At 67.0% G+C, this 18,007-nt stretch carries 15 protein-coding genes and 2 tRNA genes; 15 read left to right on the plus strand and 2 right to left on the minus strand.

Annotated features, from left to right (window positions below; translation table 11 throughout):
• The first annotated feature begins 17 nt into the window (after nucleotides 1–17).
• The 3 genes from PS060_RS08250 to PS060_RS08260 all read left to right on the plus strand — a co-directional run bounded on the left by PS060_RS08250 (nucleotide 18) and on the right by PS060_RS08260 (nucleotide 4,312).
• The gene (locus PS060_RS08250; protein ID WP_273986776.1) at nucleotides 18–434 is read left to right on the plus strand and encodes a DUF2946 family protein; all 417 of its coding nucleotides are present in this window, start codon (nucleotides 18–20) and stop codon (nucleotides 432–434) included.
• Between the two features lie 130 nt (nucleotides 435–564).
• Complete coding sequence (locus PS060_RS08255) at nucleotides 565–2,685, plus strand: TonB-dependent receptor family protein (RefSeq protein ID WP_273986777.1); 2,121 nt, start codon at nucleotides 565–567, stop codon at nucleotides 2,683–2,685.
• Between the two features lie 13 nt (nucleotides 2,686–2,698).
• Nucleotides 2,699–4,312 (plus strand): PepSY-associated TM helix domain-containing protein, encoded by a 1,614-nt coding sequence (locus PS060_RS08260; protein ID WP_273986778.1) that lies wholly within the window; start codon nucleotides 2,699–2,701, stop codon nucleotides 4,310–4,312.
• A 37-nt stretch (nucleotides 4,313–4,349) separates the two neighbouring features.
• Here the strand turns inward: PS060_RS08260 and PS060_RS08265 are convergent, their stop codons facing one another.
• Nucleotides 4,350–5,129 (minus strand): acyl-CoA thioesterase, encoded by a 780-nt coding sequence (locus PS060_RS08265; protein ID WP_273986780.1) that lies wholly within the window; start codon nucleotides 5,127–5,129, stop codon nucleotides 4,350–4,352.
• Nucleotides 5,130–5,310: 181 nt separating this feature from the next.
• Here PS060_RS08265 and PS060_RS08270 point away from each other — a divergent pair.
• The 7 genes from PS060_RS08270 to PS060_RS08300 all read left to right on the plus strand — a co-directional run bounded on the left by PS060_RS08270 (nucleotide 5,311) and on the right by PS060_RS08300 (nucleotide 10,187).
• A tRNA-Cys gene (locus PS060_RS08270) sits at nucleotides 5,311–5,384 on the plus strand.
• Between the two features lie 53 nt (nucleotides 5,385–5,437).
• Nucleotides 5,438–5,513, plus strand: a tRNA-Thr gene (locus PS060_RS08275).
• Nucleotides 5,514–5,661: 148 nt separating this feature from the next.
• Nucleotides 5,662–6,672, plus strand: coding sequence for a glycosyltransferase family 2 protein (locus PS060_RS08280; protein ID WP_273986781.1), 1,011 nt, complete (start codon nucleotides 5,662–5,664; stop codon nucleotides 6,670–6,672).
• Nucleotides 6,659–7,348: a class I SAM-dependent methyltransferase gene (locus PS060_RS08285; RefSeq protein ID WP_273986782.1), complete on the plus strand. Its 690-nt coding sequence runs from the start codon at nucleotides 6,659–6,661 to the stop codon at nucleotides 7,346–7,348. Before PS060_RS08280 ends, PS060_RS08285 begins: the two co-directional genes overlap by 14 nt.
• 4 nt (nucleotides 7,349–7,352) lie before the next feature.
• Nucleotides 7,353–7,736 (plus strand): GtrA family protein, encoded by a 384-nt coding sequence (locus PS060_RS08290; protein WP_273986783.1) that lies wholly within the window; start codon nucleotides 7,353–7,355, stop codon nucleotides 7,734–7,736.
• A complete protein-coding gene (locus PS060_RS08295) occupies nucleotides 7,733–9,286 on the plus strand; it encodes a hypothetical protein (protein ID WP_273986784.1) in 1,554 nt (517 codons plus the stop codon). Before PS060_RS08290 ends, PS060_RS08295 begins: the two co-directional genes overlap by 4 nt.
• A gap of 4 nt (nucleotides 9,287–9,290) precedes the next feature.
• The gene (locus tag PS060_RS08300; RefSeq protein ID WP_273986786.1) at nucleotides 9,291–10,187 is read left to right on the plus strand and encodes an NAD(P)H-binding protein; all 897 of its coding nucleotides are present in this window, start codon (nucleotides 9,291–9,293) and stop codon (nucleotides 10,185–10,187) included.
• Here the strand turns inward: PS060_RS08300 and PS060_RS08305 are convergent.
• Entirely contained in the window at nucleotides 10,184–12,085 is a 1,902-nt protein-coding gene (locus tag PS060_RS08305; protein ID WP_273986787.1) for a beta-galactosidase, read from the minus strand. The genes PS060_RS08300 and PS060_RS08305 overlap by 4 nt on opposite strands.
• A gap of 109 nt (nucleotides 12,086–12,194) precedes the next feature.
• On the opposite strand from PS060_RS08305, the gene PS060_RS08310 reads away from it, so the two are divergent.
• The 5 genes from PS060_RS08310 (at nucleotide 12,195) to PS060_RS08330 (ending at nucleotide 18,002) form a co-directional block, all read left to right on the plus strand.
• Nucleotides 12,195–13,703 carry a sodium:solute symporter family transporter gene (locus PS060_RS08310; RefSeq protein ID WP_273986789.1) on the plus strand — a complete coding sequence of 503 codons (1,509 nt, stop codon included), beginning with the start codon at nucleotides 12,195–12,197 and terminating at the stop codon, nucleotides 13,701–13,703.
• Nucleotides 13,704–13,784: 81 nt separating this feature from the next.
• Nucleotides 13,785–14,969, plus strand: a complete 1,185-nt coding sequence (gene galK, locus PS060_RS08315) for a galactokinase (RefSeq protein WP_273986791.1) — start codon at nucleotides 13,785–13,787, stop codon at nucleotides 14,967–14,969.
• 83 nt (nucleotides 14,970–15,052) lie between these two features.
• The gene (locus tag PS060_RS08320) at nucleotides 15,053–16,033 is read left to right on the plus strand and encodes an ArsR/SmtB family transcription factor (RefSeq protein WP_443112418.1); all 981 of its coding nucleotides are present in this window, start codon (nucleotides 15,053–15,055) and stop codon (nucleotides 16,031–16,033) included.
• Nucleotides 16,030–16,962: a methylenetetrahydrofolate reductase [NAD(P)H] gene (gene metF / locus PS060_RS08325; protein ID WP_273986793.1), complete on the plus strand. Its 933-nt coding sequence runs from the start codon at nucleotides 16,030–16,032 to the stop codon at nucleotides 16,960–16,962. Before PS060_RS08320 ends, metF begins: the two co-directional genes overlap by 4 nt.
• Entirely contained in the window at nucleotides 16,959–18,002 is a 1,044-nt protein-coding gene (locus PS060_RS08330) for a homocysteine S-methyltransferase family protein (protein WP_273986794.1), read from the plus strand. The genes metF and PS060_RS08330 overlap by 4 nt, the downstream gene beginning before the upstream one ends.
• The last annotated feature ends 5 nt before the right edge of the window (nucleotides 18,003–18,007 follow it).

Consider the following 18,007-nt stretch of genomic DNA (forward strand, 5'->3'; position numbering starts at 1 on the left):
GCTAACGGCGCGCGCACATGACCCGCCTTCGCGCCCTGATCCATGACCATGCCCGGCTGACGCTGGTGCTGCTGGCCGTCGTGCTGGCGGTCAAGGCAGCGCTGCCCGCGGGCTTCATGATCGCAAGCGACGGCGAGCGGTTCATAACCGTCACGGTCTGCTCCGATGCGACCGGCGTTCCCAAGCAGATGCAGATCGCGCTGCCGGGCAAGGATGCCGCCAAGGCCGATCATGCCGAAGCGGCTGACAAGGGCGCGCCTTGTGCCTTTACCGGGCTGGGCCATGCGATGCTGAGCGGTGCCGACCCGCTGCTGCTGGCGGCCGCACTCGTCTTCATCCTTCTGACCGGCCTTGCGCCGCTCACCGCGCCGCCGCTGCGCGGCATCCCCTACCTGCGCCCGCCGCTGCGCGGGCCGCCCCAGCTGTCCCACTAATCGCTGCGATCCGCTGGCGGGCCTGACGGGCTCGTGCAGGCGGATCGAACACGTCAATCGATCCGGTGCGTCCGGATCGGCGGCGGCGTGGCTCAAGCCTCGCGCGCTGCGGGATTTCTGGATTTTTATCATGCAAACCATCGCTTTCCGGCGCGCTCTGCTGTGCGCCACCACCTGTGCTGCCGCCGCCACTCTCGTCCCTGCCACCGCCCATGCTCAGGGCATCGGCCAGCGTCAGGACGAGATCATCGTCACCGCCGCCCGTCAGGGCACACCCACCGCCCCCACCCCCGAAGCCGCCCGCGCCGAGCTGGAGCGCGTTCCCGGCGCCACCGGCCTGGTCGAGGATGAAGGCTTTGCCGACATCTTCGCCCAGTCGATCGGCGATGCGCTCGAACTCACCCCCGGCGTGTTCGCCGACACCAGCGCCCCGCGCGAAAGCCGCATTTCGGTGCGCGGATCGGGGCTCAACTCCAGCTTCGAACGCCGCGGCCTCACCGTGCTACGTGACGGGGTGCCGATCAGCCGCGCATCGGGCGCGACCGAGTTTCAGGAGGTCGACCCGCTGACTGTGCGTTATATGGAGGTGTTCAAGGGCGCCAACGGGCTGCGCTATGGCGCGGCATCGCTGGGCGGGGCGGTCAATATCGTCAGCCCCACCGGCCGCACCGCGCGCGCGCCGATCAGCCTTCGGGCCGAGGGCGGCAGCTTCGACACCTTCCGCGCCAATGCCGCGCTGTCGGGCACCAGCGGCGATGTTGACTATTGGGGCGGGATCACCGGCCTCACCAGCGACGGTTACCGCGAACACAGCGATGTGCGCAGCCTGTATGGCCATGCCAACCTCGGCTGGCGGGTGTCGGACACTATCGAGACGCGCTTCTACGTCACCGGCCTGTCCGACAATTTCGAACTGGCAGGCAGCCTTCGCCTTGCCGATGCGCTCGCCAACCCGCGCGCGGCGGGCCGACCTGTGACGGCGGGGCCAGTGGTGCTCGATCCCGGCCCGGTGGCGGACGACTGGGACCGCAATCTCGACGTGTATCGCGTCTCCAACCTCACCGTGATCGAACTTGGCAGCACCGATCTGGAGCTGGGCGCGTGGTATGCGCGGCGCAATCTCGACCATGCGATCACCCGCTTTGCCGGGATTATCGTGCAGGGCGAGGACGAGGTCGGCGTCTCGGCCCGCCTTGCCGGCACCCTGCCGATCCTTGCCGATCAGAGCCGCTGGCAGCTGGGCGCGATCTACGCTGCGGCCAGCAATGACGCCAAGACCTTCGCCAACAATGCAGGCGCGCGCGGCGCGCTGCGGACGCGGGCGGATCAGGATTCGCAGACGCTGAGCATCTACGGCCAGGCCGATCTCGGTCTGACCGAGCAGGTCACGCTGATCGCGGGCGGGCAATATGCGCGCGCGGTGCGCGATGTCACCGCGATCCTCGCGTCGGTGACGGGCCGGGGGGAGTATGACCAGTTCAACCCCCGCATCGGCCTGCTGATCGATGCGACCCCCGACGTGCAATTCTTCGGCAATATCAGCCGCAGCTTCGAAGCCCCCAGCCTTGCCGACCTCACCAGCGGCGGGGCCTTCCCCTTCGCCCCGCTCGATCCCCAGCGCGCGACCGTGTTCGAAGTGGGCACGCGCGGGCAGGCGGGCATCCTTTCGTGGGACATTGCGCTCTACCGGGCCGAGCTCGAAAACGAGTTCCTCGACCTCGCGGTGCCGGGCGCGCGCGGGCTGGTGACGGTGACGGCCAATGCCGACCAGACGGTGCATCAGGGGCTCGAATTCGGCGTCGATGTGCGGCCGTTCAAGGAAACGCTGGAAGCGAGGGGTCAGGCTCTGCGGCTGAGCGCGGCCTATACGCTCAACGACTTCAGCTTCGATGGCGATGCGACCTATGGCAACAACAGCCTCGCCGGTGTGCCGCGCCATGTGCTGATTGCCGAGGCGCGGTTCGACAAGGTGGACAACTTCTACCTCTCCACCACCCTGCGCTACATCCCCGACGGCCCGTGGGCGGACTATGCCAATACCGAGCGCGCACCGGGATACGAGACCGTCCAGATCACCGCCGGGGTAACGCTGGCGGACGGCATCGAACTGTTCGGATCGGTCGAAAACCTGTTCGACGAGGTGTTCATCGCCAACGTCACCACCAACGCCAACCAGCGCCTGACGAACGAGGCGCTCTACACCCCCGGGCAAGGGCGCGCCGTGTTCGGCGGCCTGCGCGCGGCGTTCTGAGGAGGGTGCGGCGATGAGCATCACAAACAAGACCGCCCGCTGGTCGTTCTCCAAGCACCATTGGCTGGGGCTGGTCGGCGGGATAAGCCTGCTGGTGTGGGGCCTGTCGGGCCTCACCCATATCGCGATGGTGCTGTTCGGCCCGCAGCAGGCGCAGTTCATGCCGCCGCCTGCTGCGGTGGCACTGGAAGGCGCACGGCCCATCGCCGCAACCTTGGCCGACAAGGGCATCACACAGGCGGTGGCGGTGAAAACCGTCCCCGCCCCCGGCGGCGGGGTGGTGTGGCAGGTGACGGGCGATCCGCTGGCGGAGCGGCGCTATTTCCGCCCCGCCGATGGCGCGGAGATCGCAGGCGGGGACAAGGCGCAGGCCGAATTCCTCGCCCGCCATTACCTCGGCACTGACAGGGCGATCGCCTCGGCCACCCTGCAAACGCAGTTCGATGCCGATTACCCCTGGGTCAACCGCCTGCTTCCCGTCTGGAAGCTGGAGTTTGCCGGGGACGATGGCCTCACCGCCTATGTCCACACCGAAACCTCCAGCCTTGCGGGCGTGAACAACACCACCAAGACCGCGCTGCAATCGGTGTTCCGTGCGCTGCACACCTGGGAGTGGGTGCCGCCGGGGATGGAGTGGCTGCGGGTGGCAGTGATCGGGGTGATGGTCGCAAGCCTACTCGCGCTGGCGCTGACCGGGATCGCGATGCTGGTGACGGTGCGCCGCAAGAAGCGCCAGCCGGGCGCGCGGGGGTGGCACCGGGTCGCGGGCTATGTGCTGGCGCTGCCGCTGATCATGTTCTCGGTGTCCGGCATCTGGCACCTTGTCCAGTCGGCGCTGGTGCCGCCGCAGAGCAATCTGGCGATGGGCCGCCCCTTGCAGCTGGCGGGCGGGCAATGGCCGGTCGAGGCCGATTGGCCGCTGATCGCCAAGGGGCGCGACATCGCCTCGGTCGCGCTGGTCGAGGGCGCGGCGGGCCAGCCGCTCTATCGCATCGGCCTCGCCCCGCCCAAGGGCAGCATGGGCGGGGGCGAGCATGATCATGGCCCGGCCAAACCGGAGACCGCTCCGGCGCACGGCATGGCAGGGCACGACCATGCGGCGATGATGGCGGCGCAGGCGAAGACCCCTTCGACCGATGCCGAAATCCGCGAGGCGCGCTTTGCCGGGATCAAGCCCGATGGCCCGGCGATCTATCTCGATGCCGCCACCGGCGCGCCTGTGCCGACCGGCGACAAGGACTTGGCCCGCGCCATCGCGGGGCGCTTCACCGGCGCTCCTGACAGCGCGATCACGGGGATGGAACTGGTGACCCGGTTTGGCCCGGATTACGACTTCCGCAACAAGCGCCTGCCGGTGTGGCGGGTCGATTACGGTGCGCCGGTCAAGGCCAGCCTGTTCGTCGATACCGGCGCAGGCGTGCTGGTCGACAAGGTCGCGGACTGGGAAAAGCCCGAACGCCTCGCCTTCAGCTTCATCCACAAGTGGAACTTCCTGTTCCCGATCGGACGGCTGGGGCTGAATGTGGTGGTCGGCCTGTTCGTGATCGCGCTGATCGGCTTTTCCGCCGTGCTAGGCCTGAAGATGGACCTTGCCCGCCGCCGCCGGATGCGCAAGGCTGGCCGGTAACCCATCGCGCCCCGCTCGCTGCGGCGGGGCGCCCCCCTTACCCGAACACCGCCACGCATTGCTGCCCGTCGAGCACCTGCTTGCCGTCCGCGTCCCACAGCCGCAGCCGCTCGGAGGAATAGCCGGCATCGGCGTGCTGGCTGGCGTTCTCGGCCAGATACCAGCCTCCCGGCGAGCGGCTCTGCGTGTCGAGCACGTTGAACGACCAGTTGACCGAACTGATCGGCCCGCGCCGCTGCATCGCCTTCATCGCGCCCGGCGGCATGACGTCGCCCATCAGCACCAGCGTGGCGACCGGGTCGAGATCATGCGCCTCGGTCAGCCGCGCCCAGCGCCGGATCGTGCCGGGCCTGCTGCCCCCCGCGGACGGCGCACGGCGCAGCTCGAAATTGCGCGCGACGAAGCTGGGGGCAAATTCATGGGTGACGATGTCCTGCGCTTCGGGCGCTGCGGGCCAGTCCTCGGGCCGCGCGGCAGGGAGGACGGCATTGGCCTCGCGCCCTTCGGCAAACAGCCACACCGCCGAGAGCGCAACCTGCCCCTCGCACAGGATTTCGCTGCGCACCTGCGTGACATTGCGCCCGCGCCGCAGGATTTCGGCCCTGAGGTCGATCTCCTCGCCCACCGGCGCGACAAAGGCGATCTGGCCGGCGCGCAAGGGCGGCAGGTCAGAGAAGGCGCGGGTCGCCATCGTATAGGCCACCAGCGCCGAAGCCCCGCCATAGAGCGTGCGCCCCTGCATCCAGTCGGCGGCATGGGCGAGGCGGGCCGGGCCGGGCTGGCCGGTGACGGGTTCGAGCAGGCTGGCGATAGTCATGGCACGCGCTTTGCCGCGCGCGCAGCCCCGCGTCCAGACTGACGTTAGGGAAGGGTTGTCCCCCTGCCATGCGGCCGCGCGCGCCTGCACCATCCGGGCCAGCACGCAATCACAGATTGCCTTTGCTGCGCCGAATCGCTAGTGCGCCGCTTCCGTCCGGAGCGTAAGCCCCGGAAGGCTCGGCCCGATGGCGGAGTGGTGACGCAGCGGACTGCAAATCCGTATACGCCGGTTCGATTCCGGCTCGGGCCTCCACCTTTTGCGATTGCGTGACCTTGCCGCAAGGCTTAGGTCGCGCAGGTCGGAATGCCGCTTTAGCTCAGTCGGTAGAGCACATCATTCGTAATGATGGGGTCACGTGTTCGAGTCACGTAAGCGGCACCACCCACATGGCCTATGCGCGCGGGGCTTGGTGTGGCATCGTGGGGCCGTAATGCGCCATTGACCATTTTGCGCTAGCTTCATCCCGGGCATCAGGAGGACTGGTTACTTGCAGGTTGCGCAAACAGGGGCAGGCACGCTTCCGCTATCAGTGGTGATCCCGGTCTACAACGAAGAGGCCGGGCTCGACGCTCTGGTCGAGCGGGTGACGGCGGCTGCGCAGGCGATTTTTGGCAATCGCTATGAGCTGATCCTCGTCAACGATGGCTCGAAGGACAGCAGCTGGGCCGGGATCTGTGCCCATGCCGAGCGTGATCCGCGGATCGTCGCGATCAACCTGTCGCGCAATCATGGCCACCAGCTGGCACTGACCGCTGGGCTCAACCATGTCCGGGGCGAGCTGATCTTCGTGCTCGATGCCGATTTGCAAGACCCGCCCGAATTGCTCGGCCCGATGCTGGAGCAGGTGCGCGCGGGCTATGACGTGGTCTATGGCCAGCGCATCAAGCGCCACGGCGAGACCGCCTTCAAGCGCGGCACCGCCTCGCTGTTCTACCGGATGCTGGCGAGCCTGGTCGACACCCACATCCCGCGCGACACCGGCGATTTCCGCCTGATGACGCGGCGCGTGGTCGACCAGCTCAACGCCATGCCCGAGCGCTATCGCTTCATCCGCGGGCTGGTCAGCTATATCGGTTTCAACCAGACCGCCTTCCCCTATGAACGCGATCCGCGCTTTGCGGGCGAGACCAATTATCCGCTGCGCAAGATGATGGCGCTGGCGGTGGATGCGATCACCAGCTTCTCGGTCGCGCCGCTGCGGTTTGCCTCGCATCTGGGGATGCTGTTCGGGCTGGCGGGTCTGACCTCGCTGGTCGGGATCGTGTGGGTGTGGATGCGCGGCGGCACGGTTGAGGGGTGGGCGAGCCTGGCTGCGCTGATCCTCATCATGGGCAGCGTGCAATTGCTGGTGCTGGGGGTGTTCGGCGAATATCTCGGCCGGATGTACATGGAAGCCAAGCAGCGCCCGCTGGCGATCGTCGCCGAGATCCGCCGCCACCCGGTCGCCGCCAATGCCGAGCCCGAGATTGCGGTGCCCGATATTGCGGTCGTCGCTGCAACCGACCCCGAACCGCGTGAGGACATCCGTGTCGCAGGCTGAATTCGACGCCTATGTCGATGAATACGAAGCCCAGCACGCCGCCTCTGTCCGGCTGAGCGGGGAAGACCCCGATTTCTTTGCCGAATACAAGGCGAAGGAAGCCGCTCGCGTGATGGCGGCGGCGGGCCTTGCGCCGCAGCGGATCATGGATTTCGGCGCGGGGCGGGGCAATTGCATCGCGCATCTGCAACGCGCGTTCCCGGCTGCGGCGCTCACCGCGCTCGACGTGTCGGCCCGCTCGCTGACCCATTGCGCGGCGCGTGCGATCCGCCCGATCGAGACGGTGTGCTATGACGGGCAGACGCTGCCGTTTGGCGATGCACAGTTCGATCTGATCTTCACCGCCTGCGTGTTCCACCACATCCCCGAGGCCGATCATATCCGCCTGCTGCGCGAGATCCGCCGCGCCTTGAGCCCGCAGGGACGCTTTGTCCTGTTCGAGCACAACCCCTGGAACCCGGCAACGCGCCATGCGGTGGCAACCTGTCCGTTCGATGCCAATGCGGTGCTGATCAGCGCGCCCGAAATGCGCCGCCGGTTCCGCGCAGCCGGGTTCGAGGATGTGGCTCTGCGCTGGACGCTGTTCTTCCCCGGCTTCCTCGCGGCGCTGCGACCGCTCGAGCGCGCGATGGGCTGGCTGCCGGCGGGCGCGCAATACATGCTTGTCGCCCGCTGAGCCGATGCTGGCGCGGCTGTTCCGTTTCCTGCTGACCGGGCTTGCCAATTCCGCGGTCGGCTGGGCGGTGATCTTTGGCGGGCTGTGGGCAGGCATGAGCGGGCTGGCGGCCAACGCGGCGGGCTATGCCGTGGGGCTGGTCTTGTCCTTCACCCTCAACCGCCGCTATGTGTTCGGGGTGACGGGGGTGGTGTCGGTGCGCGAAGTGGCGCGGTTCATGACAGCCTTCGCCATCGCCTACGGGGCCAATGTCGCTGTGCTGCTGACCGCCGAAGCGATAATCGGTGCCGATCATCCGTTGGCGCAGTTGCCTGCGCTTGCCACCTATGTGCTGCTCTTTTTCGTCCTCTCCCAACGCTACGTCTTCAGGCCGACACTCTCCGAATGACCCTTTCGCACACGCCTTTGGCGCCAGGCTGGCTTGATCGCTGGCCGGTCGTCCTGTTGATCTGCCTTGCGGCGATCGGCCCCCTGCTGGTGGTCGATCTGCCGCCGCTGGTCGATCTCTACGGCCATCTGGGGCGCTATGCGGTGCAGACCGATCTGGCGGGGCGGCCGGGACTGCAGCCTTATTTCACGTACGAATGGAAGCTGATCGGCAACCTCGGCGGGGATATTCTGGTCGAGCTGCTCTATCCCTTGCTCGGGCTTGAATTGTCGGTGCGGGTGATGGTGATCGTCACGCAGCTGCTGGGCGCGCTTGGCTTGCTGGCCGTGAGCCGCGAGGTGCATGGCCGGATCACCCCCTTCGCGGCCGCGGCGATCCCGTTTCTCTATGGCTATCCCTTCAATTACGGCTTCATCAATTACGCCCTGAGCATGGCGCTGGCGCTGCTGGCCTATGTCGTCTGGCTGCGATTGCACCGGGCCGAGCGTGGGCTGATGGCCGGCGTATGGCTGGCGGCGGCGGGCGCGGCGATCTGGGTGAGCCATACCTATGGCTGGGCGTTCCTCGGGTTGCTGTGCGGATCGACCATGCTGGCTGAGGTGTTCGCCGCGCGCACCCCTCCGGTGGCGGCGGTGCGGCGGATTCTGGCGGCGTGCTGGCCGCTGCTGCTGCCGATCGTGCCGATGGTGATCTGGCGCGCGGAGTCCGCCGGGGCAGCGATGTCGGGCTGGGCCTATAGCTACAAGCTCAGCTGGCTGATGTCGCCGTTACGCACCTATTGGCGCGATTTCGACCTGTGGTGCAGCGCGGTGATCGCGGCTGTGCTGGTTTGGGCGATCTTCAGCCGCAATGTGCGGTTCGATCACGGGACGGGAATTGCCGCGCTGCTGTGCTTCCTGTTCTTCTTCGCGCTGCCATTCCGGGTGTTCGGATCGGCCTTTGCCGATATGCGGCTGCTGCCCTATGCGATGGCGCTGATGCTCGTGGCCATTCGCCCGGTGCGGCTTGAGGCGAAGATGCTGATCGCTGCGAGCATCGTGGCGTTGGGCTTTTTCGGGGTGCGTCAGGTGACCACCGGGCAGGCCTATATGGCGCAGGATCGCACCGTGCAGGCCGCACTCCCGGCGGTCGAGAAGCTGCCGATGGGGGCGCGGGTCGCCTTCTTCTCGGTCAAGCGCTGCCGCACGCTGTGGGCGGTCGCGCCGCTCGATCACCTCGCCGGAGCGGCGATGGCGCGGCGCGATGCCTTCGTGAACGACCAGTGGCAGGCGCCGGGGGTGAACCCTCTGAAGGTGAGCTTCCCCGCCGCCGAGCCGTTCGTGCGCGATCCGTCGCATCTGGTCGAGCGGGACGATTGCACGGGGTCGAACCGCCCCCGGCTGTCGGGCGCGCTGGCGAGCCTGCCGCGCGGGGTGTTCACGCATATCTGGATCGTCGGCCAGCAGGACAATATCGTGCCGCCCCCGCCCGGCTATGTCGCGGTGCCCGATGCAGGCAGCGGGTTGCTGTTTGCCGCCAATCCCCCCGCCCCGGCCCAACAGCAAGACTGAGGGCATGACGGCTCCCGTCCCTCGATCGCGCCGCATTGCCCTCGCCGGGGCGAGCGGCACGATCGGGGCGGCGACGGCGCGGCAGCTTGCAGCAGAGGGGCACGCCGTCACCGTGGTGCCGCGGGCTGCCTTGGCGGACAGGGCGGGCTTGGCAGACCTGTTTGCCGAGACACAGCCAGAGGTGGTGATTTCGTGCATCGCCTCACGCTCCGGCGCGCCCAAGGATGCCGAAGCAGTCGATTACGCGGCGAATATGCGCCTTCTGGCAGCAGCCGAGAGTTCAGGGGCAGGGCACTTTATCCTGCTGTCGGCGATCTGCGTGCAGAAGCCGCGGCTCGCTTTCCAGCACGCCAAACTCAAGTTCGAGGCGGCGCTGACGGCGAGCGGGATCGCCCACACGATTGTGCGGCCCACGGCTTTTTTCAAATCGCTCTCGGGGCAAGTCGCGCGGGTCAAGGCGGGCAAGCCGTTCCTGATCTTCGGCGATGGCAACCTGACCCGCTGCAAGCCGATCAGCGATGATGATCTGGCGCGGTTCATCGCCGGGTGCATCGACAACCCCGAGGTGCTGGGCAAGGTGCTTCCCATCGGCGGCCCCGGCCCGGCGCTATCCCTGCGCGATGCAGGAGCGTTGCTGTTTGCGGCAGCGGGCAAGGAGCCGACCTTCAAATCCGTGTCGCCGGCGATCTTCACCGCCGCAGCGCGTGTCATCGGGCTGGGGGCGGGGGTTTCCGCGTGGTGCGCCGAGAAGGCCGAATATGCCCGGATCGCGCATTATTATGCGACCGAATCAATGCTGCTGCTTGATCCGGCCACAGGCGAATACTCCGCCGACCTCACCCCCGAATTCGGCAGCGAGACGCTCGAGGGCCATTACCGGCTGTTGCTCGCGGAGAGTTAGCGCGGGGCGATGTGGCAGCTGGCGGGGGCGAGCGTTGCGCCGATATGCGGGACGGCCACCGGCTCGGCGCCATAGTTGAAGGTGAAGACGTGGGAGCCTGTGCGGCGCACCCGGACACCTTCGGGCAGGTCAAAGAGGTCGACACCCGCTTCGCCCGCCATGCGCTCGACGAGCAGGCGCAGCAGCGCGCGGTCGGGCCAGATTGCGCAATAGCGGATCGGGCCGTGGCGATAGACCACCCCGCGCCCCGCGCCGTCGGTGATCTCAGGAGAAAGCCCCGATGTCACATCCTCGCGCCAGCGGGTGACGGCAAAGCCCTCTGCGGGCTCGGCAATGCCGTCACGCAAGGATTCGACCCGGGTCACGGCGAGCGGGATTGCCGCCTTCAGCGCGCCGGGTGCGAGATCTTCGGGGATCGAGAAGCTTGCCGTCTTGCTGCCTGATCGCGGCCCTATCAGAACCGGGCTGATGAGCCCGGCCAGCGTCTCGGCAAAGCCATCGGGGATGATTGGCAAGGTCGGCACCAGCACCATCCGGTAGCCCGACAAATCAGCCGACGGCGCGACAATATCGACGTCCAGACCCCGCTCGCGCAGCGCCGAATAGCATTCGAACACCAGCTCCAGATAGCGGAAGCTCTGCCCTTGCGGTTGAATGCCGACGGCCCAGGCCGCTTCGTAAGAGAACACGAGCGCGGCCGGTGCCCTTGCCGTGACCTGCGGGCCGATCCCGGCCAATCGCGCGGCCGCCTTGCGAACCTCGGGCGCGGCCTCGGCCTCGGTACTGTCGGGACGCAGCAGCCCGGCGTGCATCTGCTCCTGCGCGAAGGGCGCCTGCCGCCAGCGGAAATAAGAGGTGAGCTCGGCCCCGTGGGCGCAGGCCTCCAGCGTCCACAGGGCCACCATCCCCGGCAAGGGCGCGGGGTTGAAGCGGGCCCAGTTCACCGGTCCCGGCTGCTGCTCCATCACCCCCCAGCGCCCGCCCGAACACCCTCGGTAGAGATCATGGTGGAAGGCAGCGATATCGGGGTGGCCTTGCCTGAGGTAGGCGGCCTTTTCGTCGCGCGAAAACCAGAACTGTTCGAGGAAGCCCAGCGGATAGGAATCCCACGTCGCGACATCGATATCGCGGCCGACATCGTGGTGATCGAACTCGGTGAAGAAGCCCATGAAGTTGTGCGTGATATCCCGCCCGGGTGAATGGGCGCGGATGATGTTCACCTGTTCGCGGTTGAAGTGGGCGACCTGATCGGAGGCGAAGCGGCGATAATCCAGCCAGTGCGCGGGGTTGGCTTCGGTGACGGTCAGGTTGGGCGGATCGACTTCGGCGAAGGAGCGATACTCCATGCTCCAGAACACATTGCCCCAGGCAGCGTTGAGCGCTTCAGGCGTGCCGTAACGCGCGGCCAGCCAGCCCCGGAACGCGCTGGCGGCGGCATCGGAGAAACTCAGCACCGTGTCGTGGCAGCCATATTCATTGTCGGTCTGCCACATCACCACCGCCGGGTGCTGCCCGTAGCGCTGCGCCAGCGCCGTCACGATGCGGCGGCACTCGGCGCGGTAGCCTTCGTGGCTGAAACAGTAATGCCGCCTTGAGCCGAAGCCGCGCGGGCGGCCGTCCGCGTCGATGGCGACCATGTCGGGCATCCGGTCAACCAGCCATTTGGGCGGCGTGGCGGTGGGGGTGCCAAGGATCACTGCGAGGCCCGCGCCGTGCAGGGTTGCGATCGCCCGGTCGAGCCAGCCCCAGTCGAAATGGCCCGGCTCAGGCTCGATCCGGCTCCACGCGAATTCGCCGATCCGCACCAGCGACAGGCCCATTGCCGCCATGCGCGCGGCATCATCAGCCCAGCGGTCTTCGGGCCAGTGTTCGGGGTAATAACAGCAGCCCAGCTTCATTCGCGCGATCCCTGTTGTGTGCGGCGGTGGTGATGAATGTCGCGTCGAGGCTTGCCGGGCAAGCGCCAATGCGCTGTAACCCGCGTCATAAGAGAGGGGAGCCACAGCAATGACCAATCCCATGCCCGCGGGGGGCGACGGCGCGAGCATGGTGCAATTGGCGGTGTGCCTCGGGCTGACGGCGGCGATTGCGCTGGCGACCTGGCTGACGCTCCGGCGCGAGGCGCATGACGGATCGAAGAAGGACGTCTATCTCGCCGGGGGCAAGCTGAGCTGGCTGTTCGTGGCGGGCGCGATCACGCTGACCAACCTGTCGACCGATCAGCTGGTGGGCATGAACGGCAATCAGATGCTGCTGCTGGCCTGGTGGGAGATCAGCGGGTTTGTCGGCCTGCTGATCCTCGCCTTCGTGTTCGTGCCGATCTATTACCGCGCGCGGGTGACGACCGTGACCGAGCTGCTCGAACAGCGCTACGGCGGGGGCGGGATCCGCACGCTGGTGTCGGCGCTGTTCCTGTTCGGGATGGTGCTGATCTATCTGCCTGCCGGGCTCTATTCGGGCGCGCTGTTCCTCCAGACATCGGGGATCGATCTGCCGCTGCTGGTGCTGGCGGGCTTCCTCGGGGTGATCGCGGCGGCCTATACCATGACCGGCGGCCTGCGTGCGGTGGCGGTGATGGAGACTTACTCCGGCATTGGCGTGCTGGCGATTGCGGTGCTGATCGTGGTGCTGGCGCTGAACGCGGTCGATTGGGACATCGCGCGCGGGGTTCCGCCCGAGCGGCTGACGATGGTGGGGGCGGCGGATAGCCCGATCCCGTTCCACACGCTGTTCACCGGCATGATCTTCATCCAGATCTTCTACTGGTCGACCAACCAGCCGATCACCCAGAAGGCGATGGCCGCGCCCAATGTGCGCGAGGCGCAGAAGGGCGTGCTGGCGGCGGCGGTGGTGCGCATCCTCATCATCCCTGCGATCGTGGTGATCCCCGGCGTGGTCGCCTTCCAGCTGTTCGGCGATGTCGATGATGCGGCTTACGGCAAGCTGGTGGGCGCGGTGTTGCCGCCGTGGCTGTCGGGCGTGTTCGCCGCCGCCATCGCTGCCGCGGTGATCGCGCACACGGCGGCGGTGATGAATGCGGCCGTCGGCCTCTATGCGGTCGACTTTCACGAGAAGTTCGTGGGGCGCGTGGAGAGCCATTGGCGGCTGTCCGGCATCGTCACCGTGCTGCTCACCGCGACGTCGATTGCGCTGGTGCCCGTGTTCCAGAACGCGCAGAGCATCATCAATCTGCTCCAGCAATTGAACGGCCTCAGCTCGATGCCGATCCTGTCGGCCTTCATCGTCGGGCTGCTGTTTACGGGCGTGGAGAGCCGGGCGGCGATTGTCGGGGTGGTGTGGGGCTTCGTGCTCTATGCGCTGTTCAGCTTCGTTGCCGAGCCGATGGCGCTGGTCGGGCTGCACTATATCGATGTGATGGTGGTGACGCTGGCGACCAGCGTGATCGCGGCGCTCGCCTTCAACCGCTTTGTCCTGGGCGGGCGGGCGCGGTTTGCGCCGCGCGAGGTCTTTGCCCAATTGGCGCTGCGATCCGACGCCGAGGAAGTGTTCAAGTGATGTCCGCGCAAGCGGAAGATATTGCGCTTTGCCAATACCTTGGTGCATGATGGCCGGGTGTAGGGGGCTCGCACAAGGATCATGGATCGCCGCAGCAGACTGATTGCCCGCGCTCGGCAGGGCTACCGGCTGGCCTATGGGGTTGAGCCAACGCGCTTTGTGGCAGCGCCGGGGCGGGTCAATCTGATTGGCGAACACGTCGACTACAACGAGGGGTACGTCCTGCCTTGCGCGATCGACCGTGAGGCTATCGTCGCTTTCGGCCCACCGGCGCAGGAAGCCAAACAGCCGGTGTTTGAAGCGGTGGCGCTCGATCTGGGCGACATGGCGAGCGCCCGCGACAGTTTCGATCTGCACGCGCCGGTCAGGCCGGGGGAGAACAACTGGCAGAACCACGTGCGCGGGGTGGTGCAGGCGCTGGGACGCTATGGCCACAGGGTCAAGCCGATGCGCATTGCGATTGCGGGCGATGTGCCGATCGGAGCGGGGCTATCATCCTCGGCGGCCTTCGGCGTGGCGGTGGCGTTGGCGGTCTCTGAGTTTTCCGGGCTTGGCCTGGTGCCTGAAATGCTCGCCAAGGTCGCACAGCTGGCCGAGAACGATTTCGTCGGATGTGCCTGCGGGATCATGGATCAGATGGTGGCAGCGGTGAGCACCGAGGGGCACGCGCTGCTGCTCGATTGCCGAACGCTCCAGCACATGGCAATCCCGATCCACCCGAGCCTTGCGATCACCGTGATCGACACCGGTCTCAGACGCAGCCTGACCGAGAGTGCGTTCAATCAGCGCCGGGCGGAGTGCGAGGCGGCGGCAGCGGCGCTGGGTGTCACAGCGCTGCGCGATCTCGACAGCACCCGCCTGCTGCTGGCCGAACCCGATCTCGATCCGCTGCTGTTCCGCCGCGCGCGTCATGTGGTGACCGAAATGGAACGGGTCGAGCCTGTGGGCGTGGCGATGGCGCTTGGCGACACAGCGCAGTTGGCCACCCTGATGCGCGAGGCCCATGCTTCGCTGTCGGAGGATTTCGAGGTCTCGTTACCCCCGATCGATCGGCTCGCTGCAATCCTTGCCGAGGCGCTGGGCGAGGCCGGGGGCGTGCGCCTGACCGGGGCGGGCTTTGGCGGGTGCCTTGTCGCAGTCTGCGCGAAGGAGGCGACCGGGGCGATCGACACCGCAGTGGGCCGCTACAACCGCGATGCCGACTGGCCCGCCCGGGTCGAGGTCTTCCGCGCGGTCGGCGGGGCCGGGCCGGTCGCGGCAGGTTGATGAGGCCTGCCCCTGAATCCGCGCCGCCCGCCATCAGAGACGATTTACAGATATAAAAATATCTTTATATGATCCCGGTCATCATGGTGATCGAGGACATCTTCAAGGCGCTGGGCGATCCGACCCGGCTGCGCATCGCCCGCCTGCTCGGCGCGATGGAGCTGGCCGTGGGCGAATTGGCACAGGTGCTCGGGCAAAGCCAGCCGCGCGTCTCGCGCCATGTCGGCATCCTGTGCGATGCCGGCCTTGCCGAACGCCGCCGCGAGGGCAGCTGGGTGTTCCTGCGCCAGAGCGAATCGCGCGGCCCCCTGATCGAAGCGGTGCAGCACCTGCTCGCGCTGGCCGAGACGGAGGAGCCGGGCTTTGCCGCCTTGTGCGAGGCCGACCGCAGAAAACTCGCGGCGATCCGCGATGCCCGCGAGGCGGCGGCGGAAAGCTATTTTGCCCGCCACGCCGGAGAATGGGACGAGCTTCGCGCGCTCCACAGTGCGGATGCCGAGGTCGAGACCGGCCTTGCCGCCGCCCTTGCCGCAGCGCCGCTTGGGCACCTGCTCGACATCGGCACCGGCACGGGCCGGATCGCCGAGCTTTTCGCCGATCAGGCCGAACGGGTGGTGGCGCTCGACAAGAACCTCGAAATGCTGAGGGTCGCCCGCGCCAAGCTCCAGCATCTGCCCGCCGCGCGGGTCGAACTGGTGCAGGGCGATTTCGGCGATCTGCCGTTCCCCGATGCCAGCTTCGATACCGTAATCCTGCATCAGGTGCTGCACTTCGCCCCCGATCCTGCCCCGGCGCTGGCCGAAGCCGCACGGGTGCTGCGTGGCGGGGGGCGGATCGCGATTGTCGACTTCGCCAGCCACGATCACGAAGAATTGCGCATCCGCCACCAGCACGTCCGCCTCGGCTTTTCCGACCGTCAGATGGCCGAACTGCTGAAAGGCGCCGGCTTTATCGCAAGCCCTCCCACCGCGCTCGAAGGTGGTGCGCTGGTCGTCAAGATCTGGACGGCCGAGCGCCGCGCCGCTGCCTCTCCCAAGTCCCCCGCTCTGGAATCCGCGCAATGACCCCGACCCTCGATCAGCTTCACGAATACCGCACCGCCACCGACACGCCGCTGTTCTCCGGCCTGCCGGGCGATGTCGCGGTGAGCTTCGAATTCTTCCCGCCCAAGAGCGAGAAGATGGAAGAGCAGCTGTGGGACGCGGTGACGCAGTTAAAGCCTCTGGGGCCGAGCTTCGTCTCGGTGACCTATGGTGCGGGCGGATCGACCCGCGAACGCACCCACGCAACGGTCGCGCGGATCATCGGCGAGGCCAAGCTCCCGGCGGCTGCACACCTCACCTGCGTCGCGGCGAGCAAGGCGGAGATCCGCGAAGTCGCCGAGCAATATTGGGAAGCAGGCGTGCGCCACATCGTCGCGCTGCGCGGCGATGCGGGCGAACCGGGCGCGCCTTTCACCCCGCACCCCGAAGGCTATGCCAGCGCCGCCGAACTGGTGAGTGGCCTCAAGGCCATCGCCCCGTTCGAAATCAGCGTCGCCGCCTATCCTGAAACGCACCCCGATGCGGCGAGCGCCCAGGACGACATCGACAATCTGAAGCGCAAGCTTGACGCCGGGGCGACGCGGGCGATCAGCCAGTTCTTCTTCTCGGCCGAAACCTTCTTCCGCTTCCGTGACAAGTGCGCCGCTGCCGGGATCGATGCGCCGATCCTGCCGGGCATCCTGCCCGTCACCAATGTGGCGCAGGCGAGGAAGTTCGCCAGCGCCTGCGGGGCCGAGTTCCCGGCGTGGATGGACGGGCTGTTCGAAGGCCTCGACGAAAAGCCCGCCGCGCGCCAGCTGGTCGCCGCTACAGTCGCGGCTGAACTGTGCCGCCGCCTCTATGCGGGCGGGGTGCGCGACTTCCACTTCTACACCCTGAACCGCCCCGAACTGGCTTATGCGATCTGCCATATGCTCGGGAAGCGCCCCGTTTCGGAGAACGCCGCATGAGCAAGCGTGACCAGCTCCTCGCCGCCGCGCGTGACCGTGTGCTGATCTTCGACGGCGCCTTCGGGACACAGATCCAGCTCAGGAAGCTGACCGAAGAGGATTATGCGGGCGATCTGGGCCTGCCCGCCGACCAGAAGGGCAATAACGACATCCTCGCCCTGACCCGCCCCGATGTGCTGAGCGACATCACCCGCGCCTACTTTGAGGCGGGGTCGGATATTGTCTCGACCAACACTTTCTCGGCCAACCGCATTTCGCAGGCTGATTACGCGGCGGAAGGCTTGGTGCGCGAAATCAACGTCGCAAGCGGCCAGCTCGCCCGCAAGCTGGCGGAAGAGTTCGAGGCCAAGGATGGCCGCCCGCGCTTTGTCGCAGGCGCGATCGGGCCGACCAACAAGACCCTGTCGCTCAGCCCCGATGTCGAAGACCCAGGGTTCCGCGAGATCGACTTCGACTATCTGGTCGACGTCTATCTCGAACAGGCCCGTGCGCTGGTCGAAGGCGGGGTGGACTTCATCCTGATCGAGACCGTGTTCGATACGCTCAACGCCAAGGCCGGGATCATGGCGGTGAAGAAGCTGGAGCGCGAGCTGGGCCGCGAAGTGCCGGTGATGATCTCGATGACATTGACTGACCTGTCGGGCCGCAACCTCTCGGGCCATACGGTCGAGGCGTTCTGGTATGCCGTGCGCCATGCCAAGCCGCTCACCATCGGCCTCAATTGCAGCTTCGGGGCGGAGCAATTGCGCCCGCACGTCAAGGTCTTGTCGCAGATCGCCGATACGCTGCTGATGATCTATCCCAATGCCGGGCTGCCCAATGAATTGGGCGAATATGACGAGATGCCCGATACCACCGCGGGGCTGGTGAAGGATTGGGCGGATCACGGCCAGGTCAACATCCTTGGCGGGTGCTGCGGCTCCTCCCCTGCGCACATCGCCGCGATTGCCAAGGCGGTCGCCAAGTCCGAGCCGCGAGCCGTGCCGACGCCCGAACCGGCGATGAAGCTGGCAGGGCTTGAGGCGTTCTTCGCGGCCTGATTACA

The sequence above is a fragment of the Erythrobacter sp. BLCC-B19 genome, assembly GCF_028621955.1.
In the GTDB taxonomy this organism is placed as follows: Bacteria; Pseudomonadota; Alphaproteobacteria; order Sphingomonadales; family Sphingomonadaceae; genus Erythrobacter.

What these genes read in the sequence shown, in the direction of transcription:
- PS060_RS08250 (WP_273986776.1), top strand. Translation starts at nt 18, where the DNA reads ATGACCCGCCTTCGCGCCCTGATCCATGACCATGCCCGGCTGACGCTG.
- PS060_RS08255 (WP_273986777.1), top strand. Translation starts at nt 565, where the DNA reads ATGCAAACCATCGCTTTCCGGCGCGCTCTGCTGTGCGCCACCACCTGT.
- PS060_RS08260 (WP_273986778.1), top strand. Translation starts at nt 2,699, where the DNA reads ATGAGCATCACAAACAAGACCGCCCGCTGGTCGTTCTCCAAGCACCAT.
- PS060_RS08265 (WP_273986780.1), bottom strand. Translation starts at nt 5,129, where the DNA reads ATGACTATCGCCAGCCTGCTCGAACCCGTCACCGGCCAGCCCGGCCCG.
- PS060_RS08290 (WP_273986783.1), top strand. Translation starts at nt 7,353, where the DNA reads ATGCTGGCGCGGCTGTTCCGTTTCCTGCTGACCGGGCTTGCCAATTCC.
- PS060_RS08295 (WP_273986784.1), top strand. Translation starts at nt 7,733, where the DNA reads ATGACCCTTTCGCACACGCCTTTGGCGCCAGGCTGGCTTGATCGCTGG.
- PS060_RS08300 (WP_273986786.1), top strand. Translation starts at nt 9,291, where the DNA reads ATGACGGCTCCCGTCCCTCGATCGCGCCGCATTGCCCTCGCCGGGGCG.
- PS060_RS08305 (WP_273986787.1), bottom strand. Translation starts at nt 12,085, where the DNA reads ATGAAGCTGGGCTGCTGTTATTACCCCGAACACTGGCCCGAAGACCGC.
- PS060_RS08310 (WP_273986789.1), top strand. Translation starts at nt 12,195, where the DNA reads ATGACCAATCCCATGCCCGCGGGGGGCGACGGCGCGAGCATGGTGCAA.
- galK (WP_273986791.1), top strand. Translation starts at nt 13,785, where the DNA reads ATGGATCGCCGCAGCAGACTGATTGCCCGCGCTCGGCAGGGCTACCGG.
- PS060_RS08320 (WP_443112418.1), top strand. Translation starts at nt 15,053, where the DNA reads ATGGTGATCGAGGACATCTTCAAGGCGCTGGGCGATCCGACCCGGCTG.
- metF (WP_273986793.1), top strand. Translation starts at nt 16,030, where the DNA reads ATGACCCCGACCCTCGATCAGCTTCACGAATACCGCACCGCCACCGAC.
- PS060_RS08330 (WP_273986794.1), top strand. Translation starts at nt 16,959, where the DNA reads ATGAGCAAGCGTGACCAGCTCCTCGCCGCCGCGCGTGACCGTGTGCTG.